This is a genomic window from Pseudomonas sp. BGI-2 (assembly GCF_004310295.1).
Taxonomy (GTDB): Bacteria; Pseudomonadota; Gammaproteobacteria; order Pseudomonadales; family Pseudomonadaceae; genus Aquipseudomonas.
The window spans coordinates 18808-33309 of record NZ_SISB01000001.1 but is presented as its reverse complement, the minus strand read 5'-3'; the positions used below and the strand labels follow the sequence as shown (position 1 = coordinate 33309).

At 60.7% G+C, this 14502-nt stretch carries 9 protein-coding genes, 1 tRNA gene and 4 pseudogenes; 6 read left to right on the top strand and 8 right to left on the bottom strand.

What is annotated here, in order from left to right; all coding sequences use genetic code 11:
* The first annotated feature begins 10 nt into the window (after nt 1-10).
* From selA to EYC95_RS00145, 3 genes are all read left to right on the top strand, one after another.
* A complete protein-coding gene (gene selA / locus EYC95_RS00155) occupies nt 11-1432 on the top strand; it encodes an L-seryl-tRNA(Sec) selenium transferase (RefSeq protein ID WP_131058540.1) in 1422 nt (473 codons plus the stop codon).
* Complete coding sequence (gene selB / locus EYC95_RS00150; RefSeq protein ID WP_131058735.1) at nt 1429-3336, top strand: selenocysteine-specific translation elongation factor; 1908 nt, start codon at nt 1429-1431, stop codon at nt 3334-3336. The genes selA and selB overlap by 4 nt, the downstream gene beginning before the upstream one ends.
* A 6-nt stretch (nt 3337-3342) precedes the next feature.
* Nucleotides 3343-3438: transfer RNA gene (locus EYC95_RS00145), tRNA-Sec, on the top strand.
* Nucleotides 3439-3446: 8 nt separating this feature from the next.
* Here the strand turns inward: EYC95_RS00145 and EYC95_RS00140 are convergent.
* The 5 genes and pseudogenes from EYC95_RS00140 to phbB form a co-directional block, all read right to left on the bottom strand.
* Nucleotides 3447-4377: pseudogene (locus EYC95_RS00140) on the bottom strand (OprD family outer membrane porin); the annotation flags it as partial.
* A pseudogene (locus EYC95_RS30075) lies at nt 4363-4766 on the bottom strand (isochorismatase family protein); the annotation flags it as partial. The pseudogenes EYC95_RS00140 and EYC95_RS30075, both read right to left, overlap by 15 nt.
* Nucleotides 4767-4921: 155 nt before the next feature.
* A complete protein-coding gene (gene phaC / locus EYC95_RS00135; protein WP_131058539.1) occupies nt 4922-6625 on the bottom strand; it encodes a class I poly(R)-hydroxyalkanoic acid synthase in 1704 nt (567 codons plus the stop codon).
* 93 nt (nt 6626-6718) lie between these two features.
* The gene (locus EYC95_RS00130; protein WP_131058538.1) at nt 6719-7897 is read right to left on the bottom strand and encodes an acetyl-CoA C-acetyltransferase; all 1179 of its coding nucleotides are present in this window, start codon (nt 7895-7897) and stop codon (nt 6719-6721) included.
* A 57-nt stretch (nt 7898-7954) separates the two neighbouring features.
* The gene (phbB, locus tag EYC95_RS00125) at nt 7955-8701 is read right to left on the bottom strand and encodes an acetoacetyl-CoA reductase (RefSeq protein WP_131058537.1); all 747 of its coding nucleotides are present in this window, start codon (nt 8699-8701) and stop codon (nt 7955-7957) included.
* Between the two features lie 281 nt (nt 8702-8982).
* Here phbB and EYC95_RS00120 point away from each other — a divergent pair, with 281 nt between their 5' ends.
* Entirely contained in the window at nt 8983-10020 is a 1038-nt protein-coding gene (locus EYC95_RS00120) for an AraC family transcriptional regulator (RefSeq protein WP_131058536.1), read from the top strand.
* A gap of 188 nt (nt 10021-10208) precedes the next feature.
* Here EYC95_RS00120 and EYC95_RS00115 read toward each other — a convergent pair whose 3' ends face one another.
* Nucleotides 10209-12674 carry a DUF3141 domain-containing protein gene (locus EYC95_RS00115; RefSeq protein ID WP_131058535.1) on the bottom strand — a complete coding sequence of 822 codons (2466 nt, stop codon included), beginning with the start codon at nt 12672-12674 and terminating at the stop codon, nt 10209-10211.
* 242 nt (nt 12675-12916) lie between these two features.
* On the opposite strand from EYC95_RS00115, the gene phaP reads away from it, so the two are divergent.
* Nucleotides 12917-13486: a TIGR01841 family phasin gene (gene phaP, locus EYC95_RS00110; protein WP_131058534.1), complete on the top strand. Its 570-nt coding sequence runs from the start codon at nt 12917-12919 to the stop codon at nt 13484-13486.
* A gap of 38 nt (nt 13487-13524) precedes the next feature.
* Here the strand turns inward: phaP and phaR are convergent, their stop codons facing one another.
* Both phaR and EYC95_RS00100 read right to left on the bottom strand, forming a co-directional pair.
* Complete coding sequence (phaR, locus tag EYC95_RS00105; RefSeq protein ID WP_131058533.1) at nt 13525-14046, bottom strand: polyhydroxyalkanoate synthesis repressor PhaR; 522 nt, start codon at nt 14044-14046, stop codon at nt 13525-13527.
* Nucleotides 14047-14283: 237 nt separating this feature from the next.
* Nucleotides 14284-14373 (bottom strand): annotated as a pseudogene (locus EYC95_RS00100) (OprD family outer membrane porin); the annotation flags it as partial.
* On the opposite strand from EYC95_RS00100, the pseudogene EYC95_RS30840 reads away from it, so the two are divergent.
* A pseudogene (locus EYC95_RS30840) lies at nt 14373-14465 on the top strand (DNA-binding response regulator); the annotation flags it as partial. The pseudogenes EYC95_RS00100 and EYC95_RS30840 sit on opposite strands and share 1 nt — an antisense overlap.
* Nucleotides 14466-14502 lie beyond the last annotated feature (37 nt).

The window sequence follows — 14502 nt, the reverse complement described above, 5'->3', positions numbered from 1 at the left end:
GGAGTGCCTGATGTCTGCCAGATCCGCCAGCCCAGCCTTGCGGCTGCCTTCCATCGACAGTTTGCTGCGCCATCCGGCGTGTCAGCCGTTGGCCGAGCGCTATGGGCGTGACGCGCTGCTGGCCAGTCTGCGACAACTGCTGGATGACCTGCGCGAACCGGTGCTTTTGAGCCAACTCGACGCCGTTGAAATTACCCATGACGTATTGGCCGGCAGGGCGGGCGAGCGCTTGGCCCTGCAGCATCGCAGCCACGTGCGCCGGGTGTTCAACCTGACCGGCACGGTGCTGCACACCAACCTCGGTCGCGCGTTGTTGCCGCAGGAGGCCATCGAAGCAGTGCAAATGGCCGCCCGCTACCCGCTCAATCTGGAATTCGACCTGCAAAGCGGCAAGCGAGGCGACCGCGACGACTTGATCGAAGGCCTGATCCGTGAGCTGACCGGCGCCGAAGCGGTGACCGTGGTCAATAACAACGCCGCTGCCGTGCTGCTGACGCTCAACAGTTTGGGCGCGCGCAAGGAAGGGATCATTTCCCGCGGCGAGCTGATCGAGATAGGTGGCGCGTTCCGCATTCCCGACATCATGGCCCGGGCCGGCGTCCGGCTGCACGAAGTCGGCACCACCAACCGCACCCATGCCCGGGATTACGAGGCGGCCATCGGCCCGCGCAGTGGGTTGGTGATGCGCGTCCACGCCAGTAATTACGCCATTGAAGGCTTCACCGCTCGCGTGCCGACGGCCGAGTTGGCGGAGCTGGCACATAAACACGGGTTGCCGCTGCTTGAGGACCTCGGCAGCGGCAGTCTGCTGGACCTGACGCGCTGGGGCTTGCCCGCCGAACCCACGGTGCGTCAGGCACTGGTCGATGGCGCAGACATCGTCACCTTCAGCGGCGACAAGTTACTCGGCGGTCCTCAGGCCGGGTTGATCGTCGGCCGCAAAGACCTGATCGCGAAGATCAAAAAGAATCCGCTTAAGCGTGCGTTGCGGGTCGACAAACTGACCCTGGCGGCGCTCGAAGCGGTGTTGGGTTTGTACCGCGATCCGGAGCGGCTGGCCGAACGGCTGCCGAGTCTGCGCCTGCTGACCCGACCGCAAGCCGACATCCTCGCCCAGGCGGAGCGCCTGCAACCGTCATTGGCGCAGGCCTTGGGCGAAGGCTGGAACGTCAGCGCGTTGCCTGCGTTGGGCATGATCGGCAGCGGCAGCCAACCGGTGGCTCGGCTGCCGAGCGCGGCGTTATGCCTGCGGCCAGACGTGTCTAAACGTCTGCGGGGACGGCAATTGCTGGGGCTGGAGGCCGCGTTTCGTCAGTTGGCCATTCCAGTACTGGGCCGAATTGACGACGACGCGCTGTGGCTGGACTTGCGTCAACTGGATGACGAAACCGCGTGGCTGGCGCAACTCGGTCAATTGCAGGTGCCAGGGTGATTGTCGGCACCGCCGGGCACATCGACCACGGCAAGACTGCGTTGCTCCAGGCATTGACCGGCCAGGCCGGCGACCGTCGGCGCGAAGAACGCGAGCGCGGCATGACCATCGACCTCGGTTATCTCTACGCGTCGCTGGAACCGGGCGCGGCACTGACCGGTTTTATCGACGTGCCCGGTCATGAACGCTTTACCCACAATATGCTGGCCGGGGCCCAGGGCATCGATCTGGTGTTGCTGGTGGTCGCCGCGGATGACGGCGTCATGCCTCAGACCCGCGAGCACCTGGCAATCGTCGAACTGCTGGGCATCCCTCGGGCATTGGTGGCGATCAGCAAATGCGACCGGGTCGATCCCGCCCGAGTACAAGCCGTTCGCGAGCAGATCGAAACTTTGCTGACGCCCGGACCGTTTGCCGGCGCGCCGCAGATCGCGCTGTCGAGCGTGACCGGGGAGGGCGTCGAGACATTGCGACAGGCGTTGCTGGACGCGCAGCGTAATGTCCTTTCGCGCAGCACGAGCGGCGGTTTCCGTCTGGCGATTGATCGTGCGTTCAGCGTGGCTGGCGCCGGCATTGTGGTGACCGGCACGGCGCTGTCCGGGCAGGTTGCCGTGGGCGACACACTGATGCTCGGTCCGCTGGGCAAAACCGTGCGGGTGCGAGGCTTGCATGCGCAGAATCAAGCCGCAGACACCGGGTTTGCAGGTCAGCGAGTCGCGTTGAATCTGAGCGCCGAGCGCTTGGCACTGGAGCAGATTCACCGTGGCCACTGGCTGGTGGCCGAGTGGCTGTATGCACCGACCCAGCGCCTGGATATCGAGATGCAGTTGCTGGCCAGCGAACCCAGGCCCTTCGAGCATTTTCAGCCAGTGCATGTTCACCTCGGCACCCAGGATGTCACGGGGCGAGTGGCGCTGCTGGAGGGTTCCAGCCTGGCGCCGGGTGAGCGGATGCTGGCGCAGATCCTGTTGAATGCGCCGGTGCAGGCGGTGAAGGGCGATCCTTTGATTGTGCGTGACCAGAGCGCCCAACGAACCCTCGGCGGTGGTCGGGTACTCGACCCGTTCGCGCCGACCCGACACCGCCGCAGTCCCGAGCGATTGGCGCAACTCCAGGCACTCGCCACATGCAGTGATCTGGAAGCCGTGTTGCCCGCGTTATTGGTGAACAGCGAAACCGGGCTTGATCCGCAGCACCTGGAGCGACAGTTCAACCGGCCGCGTGACACCTGGGGCCTGCCCGCCGATGTGCGCTTGATCAGCACACGCCAAGGCCCATTGCTATTTAGCGCCGAGCGTTGGGAATCCCTGAAAGCGCCGTTGCTGGAGCATCTGGCACGTTTCCACCAACTCGAACCGGATCAGATGGGACCCGACCGGGATCGCCTGCGCCGCTTCGCCGGGACCGCGCTGGACCGGCCGACGTTCATCAGCCTGCTCGACGAACTGCTCGCCAGCGGCACTCTAATTGCCAGCGGCCCGTGGCTGCACTTGCCCGAGCACCAAGTGCGCTTGAGTGAAGACGATGAAGCCTTGTGGCAACAGCTGCAGCCGTTGTTCGAACAAGCCGGTTTCAATGCGCCGTGGGTCCGCGACCTTGGGCATGAAGAAGCGGCGGTGCGCCTGCTGCTGCGCAAAATGGCGAGGCTGGGGCTGGTGCATCAAGTCGTCCGAGACCTGTTCTACACCGACGCAATCATCCGCCGATTGGCGGCTATGCTTGTGCAACTGGCCGCGCAGGACCCGGTGATTCAGGTTGCGGCGTTTCGCGATGCGGTGGGTCTGGGGCGCAAGCGCAGCATCCAGATTCTCGAATACTTCGACCGGCTGGGCCTGACCCGACGCTTTGGCGACAAACGACATATCCGCCTCGACAATGCCCTGGCCCAAGGATCAGAACACTGACTTCAAGGAAGGCAATCGCGCCCGGTGGCGCGGCCGGGCTTCAAACCCGGTTGGGGACGGCATCCGTTCCCGGGCAGGTTCGACTCCGGCTGCCTTCCGCCATTTTTTCGTTAGAGATGCCCGAAGTTCAGCGGGTACTGGACGACCACATACACCCGATCGATATCATCGCCCGCCTGCGCCGTGTTGGCCCGATGCGACACATGGGACAGTTGCAAGGACAAACCCTTGGCCGCTCCGGACTGCACGATGTAGTGCAGGTCGATGTCGCGCTCCCAATGCCGGCCGCCATCGCCTTGTTCAGGCACGTATTCACCGGCTGACTCATCGAAAGGGTTGTAGGCGCCGCCCTTGGGCGCATGGGTGCCGTCGATCTGGCTGCCCATGACGTAGCGCGTCATGAATGTCAGGCCGGGGATCCCGAAGATGCTCAAATCGAGGTCGTAGCGTGCCTGCCATGAGCGTTCGTGGGCGCCGTTGAAGTCGGCGTACTTGATTGAGTTGGCGAGGTAGATCGAGTCTCCGCCGACAAAAACGAACGGCGTGTCGCCATTGATTTTTTGATAAGCCAGGGTGAAGGCATGCGCATCGACGGTGTACTTGCCCGACAGGCTGAACGCGGTGGTGTCGATGGCACCGGCCAGCGCTTTGCCGGTGTCCTGCGTGCGGTAGAGATTGGCGTCGAGTAATACCCCGGACTGCTTCAGGTGCAGGTTGGCGTAGTACTGATGCCAGCTGTCGCCGAGTTCTGAAGCATAGAGCGCACCGCCGACAGGGCTTTGGGTGAACAGGTCGGTGCCGAGAAACGTAATGCCGCCGGCCTCCGTGTTGGCGCCGTAGCCGTAGAAGTTGCCTTTGCCCGAAGAACTGTCCTGGTTCTTGAACGCTGTGAAATGACCGGCAACCAGATTCATGCCATCGATTTCATGGCTATTCAGCAAAAAAGCCTGTGGCGTACTCCGGTTGCAGGCATTTGTCCGCGGTGTCGAATACCGGGGTTTCCACCATCATTTCGCCGAAGGCCAAGGTGGTTCGGGAGGCACCCATCTGGATCATGCGCTGCATGGCCATTTCATGGGCTTCGGTGCTGACGTCGCCACAGGCATCGGCAATCACGTAGACCTCAAAACCCTGGTCGATGGCCGACAGCGCCGGGCCAACAATGCACACCGAGGTCCAGAGGCCGGCGAGGACGATTTTCTGTTTGCCGAAGGCGTTGACTTCGACGGCAATGCGCTCGTCTTCCCAAGTGTTCATGCTGGCTTCTCGGCGACGGTGGTCAGGATGGTCGACACCTTGAAGCCCCGTGCAGCCTTGGCCACGAGCGCAGCGTTGTTGCGCAGGGTGACGGCGTCGATCGACTTAGTTGCAAAGGACATCTGCGACTGGTGATCGATCATGATCAGGGTGTGGTCGGTCGGGGTCAGCAGGGTTTGATGGCCATGGCGGGGTCCTTACGGGTGAGTGAGGAGGCCATGGTTGCGTAGATTCGCTCGGGGATATTGAGTCGGTGTGCTGTGTTTAAGGATTTTTGCGAGGACGCTTGAAGGGCGAAGCCCCGCGCAACATTGCGCGGGGCAGACGGTCATTGCATCACATAACGTCCGGGTGCCGATTCCAGCGCCGGGTAGTGCGTGTTACCGGTGTGCAGCACCGAAGGTTGGCGCTCGCCGGCCTGGTCTGCCAGCCAGACGAACCAGTCATTCCACCAGCTACCGGCATGCTCCTGGGCATTCATGAACCAGGTTTCAGGATTCTTCGAAACCCGATTGTTGGTCCAGTAATGGCGTTTTTCCCTGGCCGGCGGGTTGATCACCCCGGCGATATGCCCTGAGGCACCCAGCACAAAGCGCTTGGTCCCCGAGAGCAATTGGGTGCTGGCATAAGCGCTGCGCCACGGCACGATGTGATCGTCATGGGTGGCCAGGATGTACGCCGGTGCATCGATGGCGCGCAGGTCCAGCTTGACCCCGCAGCAGTCCAGCTCGCCGGATTTCAGGTCGTTTTGCAGATAGGTGTGGCGCAGGTACCAGCAATACATCGGCCCCGGAAGGTTGGTGCTGTCGTTGTTCCAGAACAGCAGGTCGAGGGGGATCGGCTTCTGACCCTTGAGGTATTTGTCGACGTTGTAGTTCCACCACAAATCGTTGGGGCGCAGCAGCGAGAAGGTATTGCCCATGTCCTCGCCCTTGAACAGGCCGATGGGGCCATCCTGGCCGCCGATGGAGCGTTCGCGGTAGGCCACCAGTTGCTCGTCGACGAAGATGTCGATGGGACCGGTGTCGAGGTAGTCGAGGAAGGTGGTCAACAGGCTCACGCTGGCGATTTCCTTGTCGCCGCGCGCCGCCAGTACGGCCAGCGCCGAACTCAACAGCGTGCCGCCGATGCAGAAACCCACGCAGTTGGGGCGTTGCTCGCCGCTGATCTTGCGGGTCACTTGCAGGCCTTTGATGATGCCGGTTTCGATCAGGTCATCCCAGGTGGTGCCGGCGTGGGCCTGATCGAAGTTGCGCCACGACATCAGGAACACCGGGTGGCCCTGTTGCAACAGATGGCGAACCATCGAGTTGTCCGGGCGAAGGTCGAGGATGTAGTACTTGTTGATCGACGGCGGGACGATGAACACCGGGCGTCGGTACTGGGTTTCGCTTTGCGGGTAGTACTGAATCAGCTGGAACAGTTCGTTCTCGAATACCACTTCGCCGGGGGTGTTGGCCAGATCGACGCCGACCTTGAAGGCGCCGCTGTCGCACTGACGCATCTTGCCTTCCTGCAGGTCGCTGGCCAGGTGCAACAGACCCGTGAACAGGCTGCCACCCTGAGTGTCGACGACGCGCTGCAGGGCATCGGGATTACTGGCCAAAAAGTTACTGGGGGCACCGGCGGCAATCGCTTGTTCCACCAGGTACAGCAGGCGCTGGCGGGTTTTCTTGTCTTTGATCGGCAGTTTATCGAGCAGCTTCAGCAGGAAACCGGCGTTGAGCAGGTAGAACGCCGCGAGGGAACCGAACAGCGGCGTGCTCCAGTTGCCGCTGGAAAAACGCCGATCTTCAAAGGAGAACGGCTGACCGGTCAGCAGGCGCTGGCCCAAGTCACCCCATTGGGTTTGATACTCGGCTTGCAGGCTTTCAAGGGTGGTGCGCGGCAGGTCGAACCACTCGTCGTATGCCTGGCCGGTGAACCACGGATTGGTGCTGACCCACAGGCGTAATTGTTGCACTGCAAAGGAGGCAATGAACGGTACCTGGCCTGACCAGAAGGTGTTGAAGGTGTGCGCGTTATTGTCCATGGAACTCCTTGCCCACATCGGAAAACCGGGCAGAAAAAATCGCGGTGCCGGAATTCGGCACCGCGTCAGCAGCCAAGCAAGCAGTTCTTTTTTCTAGCGTTCGATGACCAGACTGACGCCTTGGCCACCCCCGATGCACAACGTGGCCAGACCCTTTTTGCCGTCACGACGAATCAGCTCGTGCACCAGCGACACCAGAATCCGCGCGCCCGAGGCGCCGATCGGGTGCCCCAGGGCAATGGCGCCACCGTTGACGTTGACCTTGCGGGTGTCCCAGCCCAGTTCTTTGCCGACCGCCAGTGATTGCGCGGCGAACGCTTCGTTGGCTTCGATCAGGTCGAGGTCGTCCAGGCTCCAGCCGGCTTTCTCCAGCACCAGGCGGGTGGCCGGGACCGGACCGATGCCCATGATCGACGGGTCCACGCCCGCGCTGGCGTAAGCCTTGATGCGCGCCAGTACTGGCAAACCGAGGGCCTGGGCCTTGGCGGCACTGGCCAGCAGCAATACGGCGGCGCCATCGTTGAGGGTTGACGAGTTGCCGGCGGTCACGCTGCCGTTTTTCTGGAACGCCGGTTTGAGGTTGCCCAAGGCTTGCAGCGTGCTGTCCGGGCGCGGTTGTTCATCCGTGTCGAACACCAGCGGGTCGCCCTTGCGCTGGGGAATCAGGATCGGAGTGATTTCACGCTTGAAGTAACCCGCTTCGATGGCGGCGGCCGCTTTCTGTTGCGAGGCGGCAGCGAAGGCGTCCTGAGCTTCGCGGCTGATGCTGTACTGATGAGCCAGATTCTCCGCGGTGATGCCTATGTGGTAATCGTTGAAGGCGTCCCACAAACCGTCCTGAATCACGCTGTCTTGCAATTGCGCATGACCCAGACGCAGCCCGGTGCGTGCCTTGGGCAACACATAGGGCGCCAGGCTCATGTTTTCCTGACCGCCAGCAATCACCAGTTCGGCGTCGCCGCAACGGATCGCCTGAACGGCCAGCTGCACAGCCTTGAGGCCTGAACCACAGACCTTGTTCAGGGTCAGGGCAGGGGTGGTAAACGGCAGGCCGGCCTTGATTGCCGTCTGGCGAGCCGGGTTTTGCCCGGAGCCTGCGGTGAGCACCTGGCCAAGAATCACTTCATCGATCTGCGCGCCGTCCAGACCGGTCTCTTCCAGCAGACGGCGAATCACCGCGACGCCCAGTTCAGTGGCCGGGATTGCGGACAGGGCACCTTGAAAACTGCCGATGGCGGTACGAGTAGCGGCAACGATTACGACTTCGTTCATGCGTGACCTCATTAAAATGTTGTCGAGCGGGAGCAGGGCGTCCTTGCCCTGATCGATCTACTGCATGTTCATGCCGCCGTTCACCGAGAAGTCGGCGCCGGTGCTGTAACCCGATTCATCGGACGCCAGCCAGGCGACGATCGAGGCGATTTCCTCGGGTTGGCCGAGGCGTCCGACGGGGGTGGCCGCGATCATGGTGTCGAGGATGTCCGGGCGGATGGCCGCGGTCATGCTGGTCTGGATGTAACCGGGGGAGACGGTGTTGACGGTCACGCCCTTGCCGGACACTTCCCGCGCCAGTGCCATGGTGAAGCCATGGATGCCGGCCTTGGCCGCGCTGTAGTTGGTCTGGCCGAACTGGCCGCGTTGACCGTTGATCGAGGAGATGTTGATCACCCGGCCCCAACCCTTGGCCAACATCCCCTCAATCACCTGTTTGGTGGTGTTGAACAGGCCCGTCAGGTTGGTGCCGATGACCGCGTTCCAGTCTTCGGGCGTCAGCTTGCGAAAGGAGGCATCGCGAGTGATGCCGGCGTTGTTGACCAGCACATCGATGGGGCCGAATTGTTCACGCGCCATCTCGAATGCCTTGCGCGTCGACTCCCAATCGGTGATGTCGCCGTAGATGCACTCGAACTGATAACCCGCCGCCAGTTGAGTGGCAATCCAGTCGTTCTTGCGGGCGGAATCAGAGCTGCAACCGACGATGACCTTGAATCCTTCCTTGTACAGGCGCTGGCTTATCGCCGTGCCAATTCCACCCATACCACCCGTGACCAACGCAATACGACCAAGCGACTTCATAAGCTCCGTTCCTTTTATATTTTTGCGTTGCAAGATGGAAGGATTGTTCGGTATTGGCGGGGGATGCGGAAGTGTTGGGAGGTGACGGCGTGGTGTCCATCGGTGCCATGCCCGGATTAGGAGCTACAGGGCGACGAATGACCGGAAACAGTGGCTAAAAATGAGAGTTACCTATACTGGGATCAATCTTGGCAACTGAACCCCCCGTTAGTATTTGATTCACCGCAGATCAGTCATGGCTCCGGACAGGATGTTCGGTTCCACAGGTCATTGAGGACGCCATGTATAGAATGAGTTCAGGCTATGCCAGCGTGCTGGTAAATACGCTCTCGGCCCAAGGACTGGATGTTGCCAGTCTGTGTCGGGAGGCTGGACTAGACATTAAACTCGCGGACAAACCAGGAGCGTTTTGCGAGCGAAAGGCCATCTATCGATTATGGGAACTGGCCGCACAGGCCTCGGGCGATCCAGACATTGGCTTGAGGGCCTACGGCAGCTTCCACCCCGGCAGCTTTCAAATCGTCGGATACACCATGATGTCCAGCCTGAATCTGAAAAAAGCCCTTGAACGACTGGTCCGTTTCAGTCCGTTGATTGGCACCGGGTTCAGCCTTTTCTTTACCTCGGAACAGCAGCATTACCGCCTGTCCGGGCTCGACCATCAGCAACAGGGTTCGGTCAAACCGCGCCAGTACACCGATGCCGGTTTGGCGTCATTGCTGGGTTTCTGCCGCAAGCTGTTGGGCGGCGACGCACCGCATCCCTTGAGTGTTGAGTTCACTTATCCCGAGCCCGAAGACATCTCCGAGCATCGTCGGCTGTTTGGCTGCAATCTGCAGTTCGACGCGCCATACGACAGCATTCTGTTTGACGGGCAGGAGTTGATGCGGCCGTTGAGCATGGCCAATGAAGCGTTGGCGGTGCTGCATGACAGTTTTGCCGAGGCGCAACTTGACCTGCTGTTTGGTTTTTGCATTGTCGGCAGGATTCGCGCGCTGATTACCGAGCGCTTGAGTCAAGGCCAGGGACAGTGCGACATGGAGTCGATCGCCGCGGCGTTGAACATCAGCAAGCGCACGCTGCAACGCGCCCTGGAAAAAGAAGGGACGCAATTCAAGGACGTGCTGAACGCGGTGCGCCGGCAATTGGCCGATTTCTACCTGCGCCATTCTCACTTCAACATGAAGCATGTCGCGTATCTCCTTGGTTTTCATGACCACAGCAGCTTCAACAAAGCCTGTAGCCGCTGGTTTGGCATGACACCGGGTCAGTATCGCTCCGATGAATCGTTTGAAATCGAGGAAGCCGCGCCGGTGTGACGCGGTTCTTGTCAGAGTTTGAGCCTGCTCCACTATTTTGTGAGCAGCGAATCCCCTGTAGGAGCGGGCTATGTGGCGAGGGGATTTATCCCCGTTGGACTGCGTAGCAGTGCCATTATTGGGGCCGCTTCGCAGCCCAGCGGGGATAAATCCCCTCGCCACAAAGGCTCACTCCTACAGGTTGTTCATCATGGTGCAGGAGGTTTCTTCGCACCTTTTTTGCCCTTGGCGGTTTTGCGCGGTTTTGTCGGCGTTACCGGGGCAATCGGCTCAGCGACGAGCACCGGAGTCTTTTGTTGCACAGGCGCTGGTACGACGACCGCAGTTTTCGGCTTCGGCTCCGGGGTTATCGCCGGGGCTTTCTCCTCGATAACATCGGCTTCACCAGGGAATTGAGTCAGGTTAAAACCCGGCAGCGGAACATCGAGCAGCGTGTGCAGCTCACACCAGAACGGATTGTCTGCGCCGCTGGTCAGCAATTCCGGCAGCAAATTGGCGACGGCCGCCAGCACTTGTTGGCGTTCTTCGACCTCGGCCAGCATCAGGGGCAGGCTGTGCAGGCTTTCCTGCGGGTGGGTGGCGACCAGCAGTTTTTGCAGGCGCAGGGTTTCGCGCAGGTCCAGCGGCTCGGCGCTGTAGTCCTGGAGCAGCACCTGCAATTGCAGGATCAGTTTCTCGACGCTTTGCTTGCCCGGTTCATCGCTGTCACGGCCCAGCAGGAACAGGATCCGGATCAAGGCTTCCATCAGACCGCCAAGGGGCAGGGCGTCCTGAAGACGTTCGATCAGGACTTTGTCGTGCTGTTCGGCATGCGCCTGAAGATTTCGCCCAGGAGCATCGCCGGCAAGGCTATTGAGCACGCCATACACGCCGTAAAAACACATTTCCTGCGCGGCATCACGCAGATCCCGATAGCCGTTCAATGCGTCCTGTATCTGGTTGGCAAACAATGCCTGCCAGGCCAGCAAGGGATTGGCCGGGCTTGCGGGATGTCGATCTTTGCTCACTTGGGCGGCACTGCCTGCCAGCCACCACAGCGCCGGGTTCAAACTGTTCCACATCACCTGCTGCTGGTGAAACGGATGGGCCTTGCGCATCAGTTCGGCGGCCGGTTCGTTGATCAACTGACGCAACCACGGCCGTACAAATCCGTCGTAGAGACTGTTGTTGATGTCAGAGGCACGCTCGACCAGCGCGAATTCGCGATCGTCATCACGGGGCGACTGCACTTCACCATGGATGTCGGCGATACGCCGACGCTCGAAGCGCACGGCGTACGGCGTTTGCGAGTTTTCCGGCAGGTCTTCGATGAGCATTTCATACAGCCCGCCCGGCAGTTCATTGATCGCTTCGACCGCGCCCAACAGCTCTCGGTGTTCACGCCGAGCGACTTCGCCGGACACGAAGATGCCCAGATGACCGATACTCGCGTGCCGCAAGTAAACGATGGTGCGACCGGCATTTTGCAGGGCCAGATCGCTGGGGTAGACGTCGGTGATCCAGTCCAGCGCTTGCTGCGGCGAGGTGATGTTGTCGCCATAGGAGCAGAACACCACCACCGGCACTTCGATGCGCTTGAGGTCAAGCCCGCTGCTCTTGCGCCCGAGGCCGCCGGACAGCTGATTACCGATGAACAGGTCATCGACAATCATCTCGATTTCTTCGCCATTGAGCAGGGTCGGGCTGCCCCACCAGCGTTCGAAGTCCATAAAGCGCGGGGCCTCGCTGTCGACTTCGCTGAACAGGTGGTAGTACTTGCCCCACCAAGTGTTGGCCGGGTCGAGGCTTTCGAAATTGCAAACCAGCCAGGTGCCGTCGAAACGGTCATTACCCAAGTCGCTGCCCAGCCGCGCCATCCAGCCGCCACCCAGCAAACCGCCGGTGTAGCGCATCGGATTGCGGCCATTGACGCCGGCCCAGTACGACAACGGCGCGCCATTGACGATGATCAGCCCCGGCAATTCCGGGCGGGTGGCGGCCAGGCCCATCAATGCCCAGCCGGCCTGGCAGTTGCCGATCACCACGGGTTTGGCGCTGGCGGGATGTCGCTCGCTGACCACTTCGATGAACCGCGCCTGGGCTTCAACGATGTCTGCCAGGGTTTGACCCGGGCGCGGCGAATGGCTGAACGAGATGAAGTAGGTGGGATGGCCGGCTCGCAGGCTTTCGCCGATGACCGAATCCTGTTTGAAACCGCCGATCCCCGAGCCGTGGCCGCCCCGTGGATCAATGATGATCACCGGCTGTTTTTTGCTGTCGAGCCGTTGCCCGGGACTCGCGAGGATCTGCAGCAGCGAGTAGTTGACCGGGCGCAGCAGGTCTTCGCCGGCAATCAGGGTTTCATGATTGAACTTGAGCAGCAGCGGATAGCCGGCGCGTTCGTGGGCCAGGGTATTGTCGCCGCGCTGACGCAAGGTGTCCCAGAACAGCACGCTGCGTTGACCCACATCCGTGAGGTATTCCTGCCAGTCAGCGGGCGTCGGCTGCCTGAGTTGCCCAAGGCTTGAAGGTGCGTAGGTTTTGGCCTGGCGCTGCTGCACGGCGTCGAGCACATTGCGGGTATTGAGGCGCTGCAGATGGGTCAAGTGTTCGAACAAACCGGACGGAGACGAAAGCCCTTCATCTTGCAGCGCAATATTTTCTTCCTGACCCATCGTGAACTCCTGACGCCATGCGTGGGAACGTCGCCCTGACTAATAGAAGCTAGGCCGGCCATCCGATTGTCACGAGTGTATAGGGATTATCAGCCGAGGAAGGAGTTTTGTTGTGCACTGCACAAAATAGACGTTGCCAAATGATTTTGTGCACTGCAATATCAGGGCTAGCGCGATGTCTGGCAGGATCGCTATCGCGTCCTCAGGTCCATCCGGGCCTTTCAGTACCAGGAGATTCAAGCATGTCTTTTTTCAACTCGGAAAAACTGCAAACCGCGCAGAAAGCCAACCTCGATCTTTTGCAGCAAATCAGCGGCAAAGTCTTCGCCAGCGTTGAACAGCTGAGCCAGTTGCAGTTCAAGGCACTGCGCGACTCCACCGAAGAGCATTTCGAAGGCGTGCGCAAGCTGCTGGCCGTGCGTGACCCACAAGGCTTTGCTGATTTGCAGGCGTCGTTCACCCAGCCGAGCGCGCAGACCGAACGTCTGGCCGAGTTCAATCGTCAGGTTCAAGCGCTGATCGTGGGCACGCAGTCGGACATCGCCCAACTGACGTCGAGTCAGGTCGAGGCGGGGACCCAGCAGGTGAATGAGTTTGTTGAAGCGATCAGCAAGAATGCACCGGCCGGCTCCGAGCCTGTAGTGGCTGCGTTCAAGTCGGGCCTGGCGAATGCCGGCACGGTGTTTGAAAGCGCACAGAAAGCGGTGAAACAGGCGTCTGATGTGGCTCAGAGCAACTTTGACACCGCCACTGCCGCAGCCGCCAAAGCAGCGCCGGAAGCGGGCGCCAAGGCAACCAGCGGTAACAAGTAAGTCATATCAGGCCGGCGGCACAAGAAATGGCGATGGGTTTATTCCCCGTCGCCATTTTTTTTCGGCCCGTTATCGGTGCCGGGTTTGGCGCCAAACATGCCAAACAGGTTCTGGGTATTGAGGTACAACGCCTTGGACTGGTCGACATACTGGCGCATCAGGTCCTGCATGACCGGGGCCTGTTGATGCATGAAGTCGCTCCAGGCTTCGGAGGACTGCGCGCCGGTCTGCGACTGAATGTCGATGACGGTCTGGATGCTTTTGTCCAGGTAGCTGCCGAGCACGCCCTGGTACGGACCATAGAACTGGATAATCCCCATCAGCATCTCGCTGGTGAAGATCGGCTCACCGCCGCTTTCGGCGTCCAGAATCACTTGCAGCAAAATGCTGCGCGTCAGGTCTTCACCGCTCTTGGCATCGACCACCTGAAACGCAACTTTATCGACGACCAATTGGCGGACGTCCGCCAGCGTCAAATGACTGCTGGTGTGCGTGTCATACAGTCGGCGATTGGGGTATTTCTTGATCAGGCGGGGCGTGTTCCGACTGTTATCTGGCATGCGGGGCGTCTCGTGGCGAGCCTGGTTTGCAGGCATCTTAACCTACTCTCATCTTTGGCGCCTTTGAGGCCTACAGGGGACTTGTGAGCACTGAAGATCCAGTGTAGGAGCGAGCCTGCTCGCGATGAGGCCCACCAACACACCGCAAAACCTGAAGAAAAAAAGGGGACTGCGCCGTCAAACGAGTCCCCTTGTGAAGCCTGAATCGGCTTACTAGATCGGCAACGTATAACTGACGATCGCCGCGAAGTTGTAGTCGTAACGCGCCTGCCAGGATTTTTCATCCTTGCTGGCGAAGTCGCCGATCTGCACGAAGTTCACCAGGGCGCGTGATGAAGCGCATGCAGGCCAATACCCTGCCGGACCTGGTCGGCATGGCCATTGCCGCCGAACTGGTCGACCCGCTGAAACTGCGATGACGCCTCGCGCCGGGTATTGAGCGTCTATGCTGGGCTA

What these genes read in the sequence shown, in the direction of transcription:
- selA (WP_131058540.1), top strand. Translation starts at nt 11, where the DNA reads ATGTCTGCCAGATCCGCCAGCCCAGCCTTGCGGCTGCCTTCCATCGAC.
- phaC (WP_131058539.1), bottom strand. Translation starts at nt 6,625, where the DNA reads ATGGACAATAACGCGCACACCTTCAACACCTTCTGGTCAGGCCAGGTA.
- EYC95_RS00130 (WP_131058538.1), bottom strand. Translation starts at nt 7,897, where the DNA reads ATGAACGAAGTCGTAATCGTTGCCGCTACTCGTACCGCCATCGGCAGT.
- phbB (WP_131058537.1), bottom strand. Translation starts at nt 8,701, where the DNA reads ATGAAGTCGCTTGGTCGTATTGCGTTGGTCACGGGTGGTATGGGTGGA.
- EYC95_RS00120 (WP_131058536.1), top strand. Translation starts at nt 8,983, where the DNA reads ATGTATAGAATGAGTTCAGGCTATGCCAGCGTGCTGGTAAATACGCTC.
- EYC95_RS00115 (WP_131058535.1), bottom strand. Translation starts at nt 12,674, where the DNA reads ATGGGTCAGGAAGAAAATATTGCGCTGCAAGATGAAGGGCTTTCGTCT.
- phaP (WP_131058534.1), top strand. Translation starts at nt 12,917, where the DNA reads ATGTCTTTTTTCAACTCGGAAAAACTGCAAACCGCGCAGAAAGCCAAC.
- phaR (WP_131058533.1), bottom strand. Translation starts at nt 14,046, where the DNA reads ATGCCAGATAACAGTCGGAACACGCCCCGCCTGATCAAGAAATACCCC.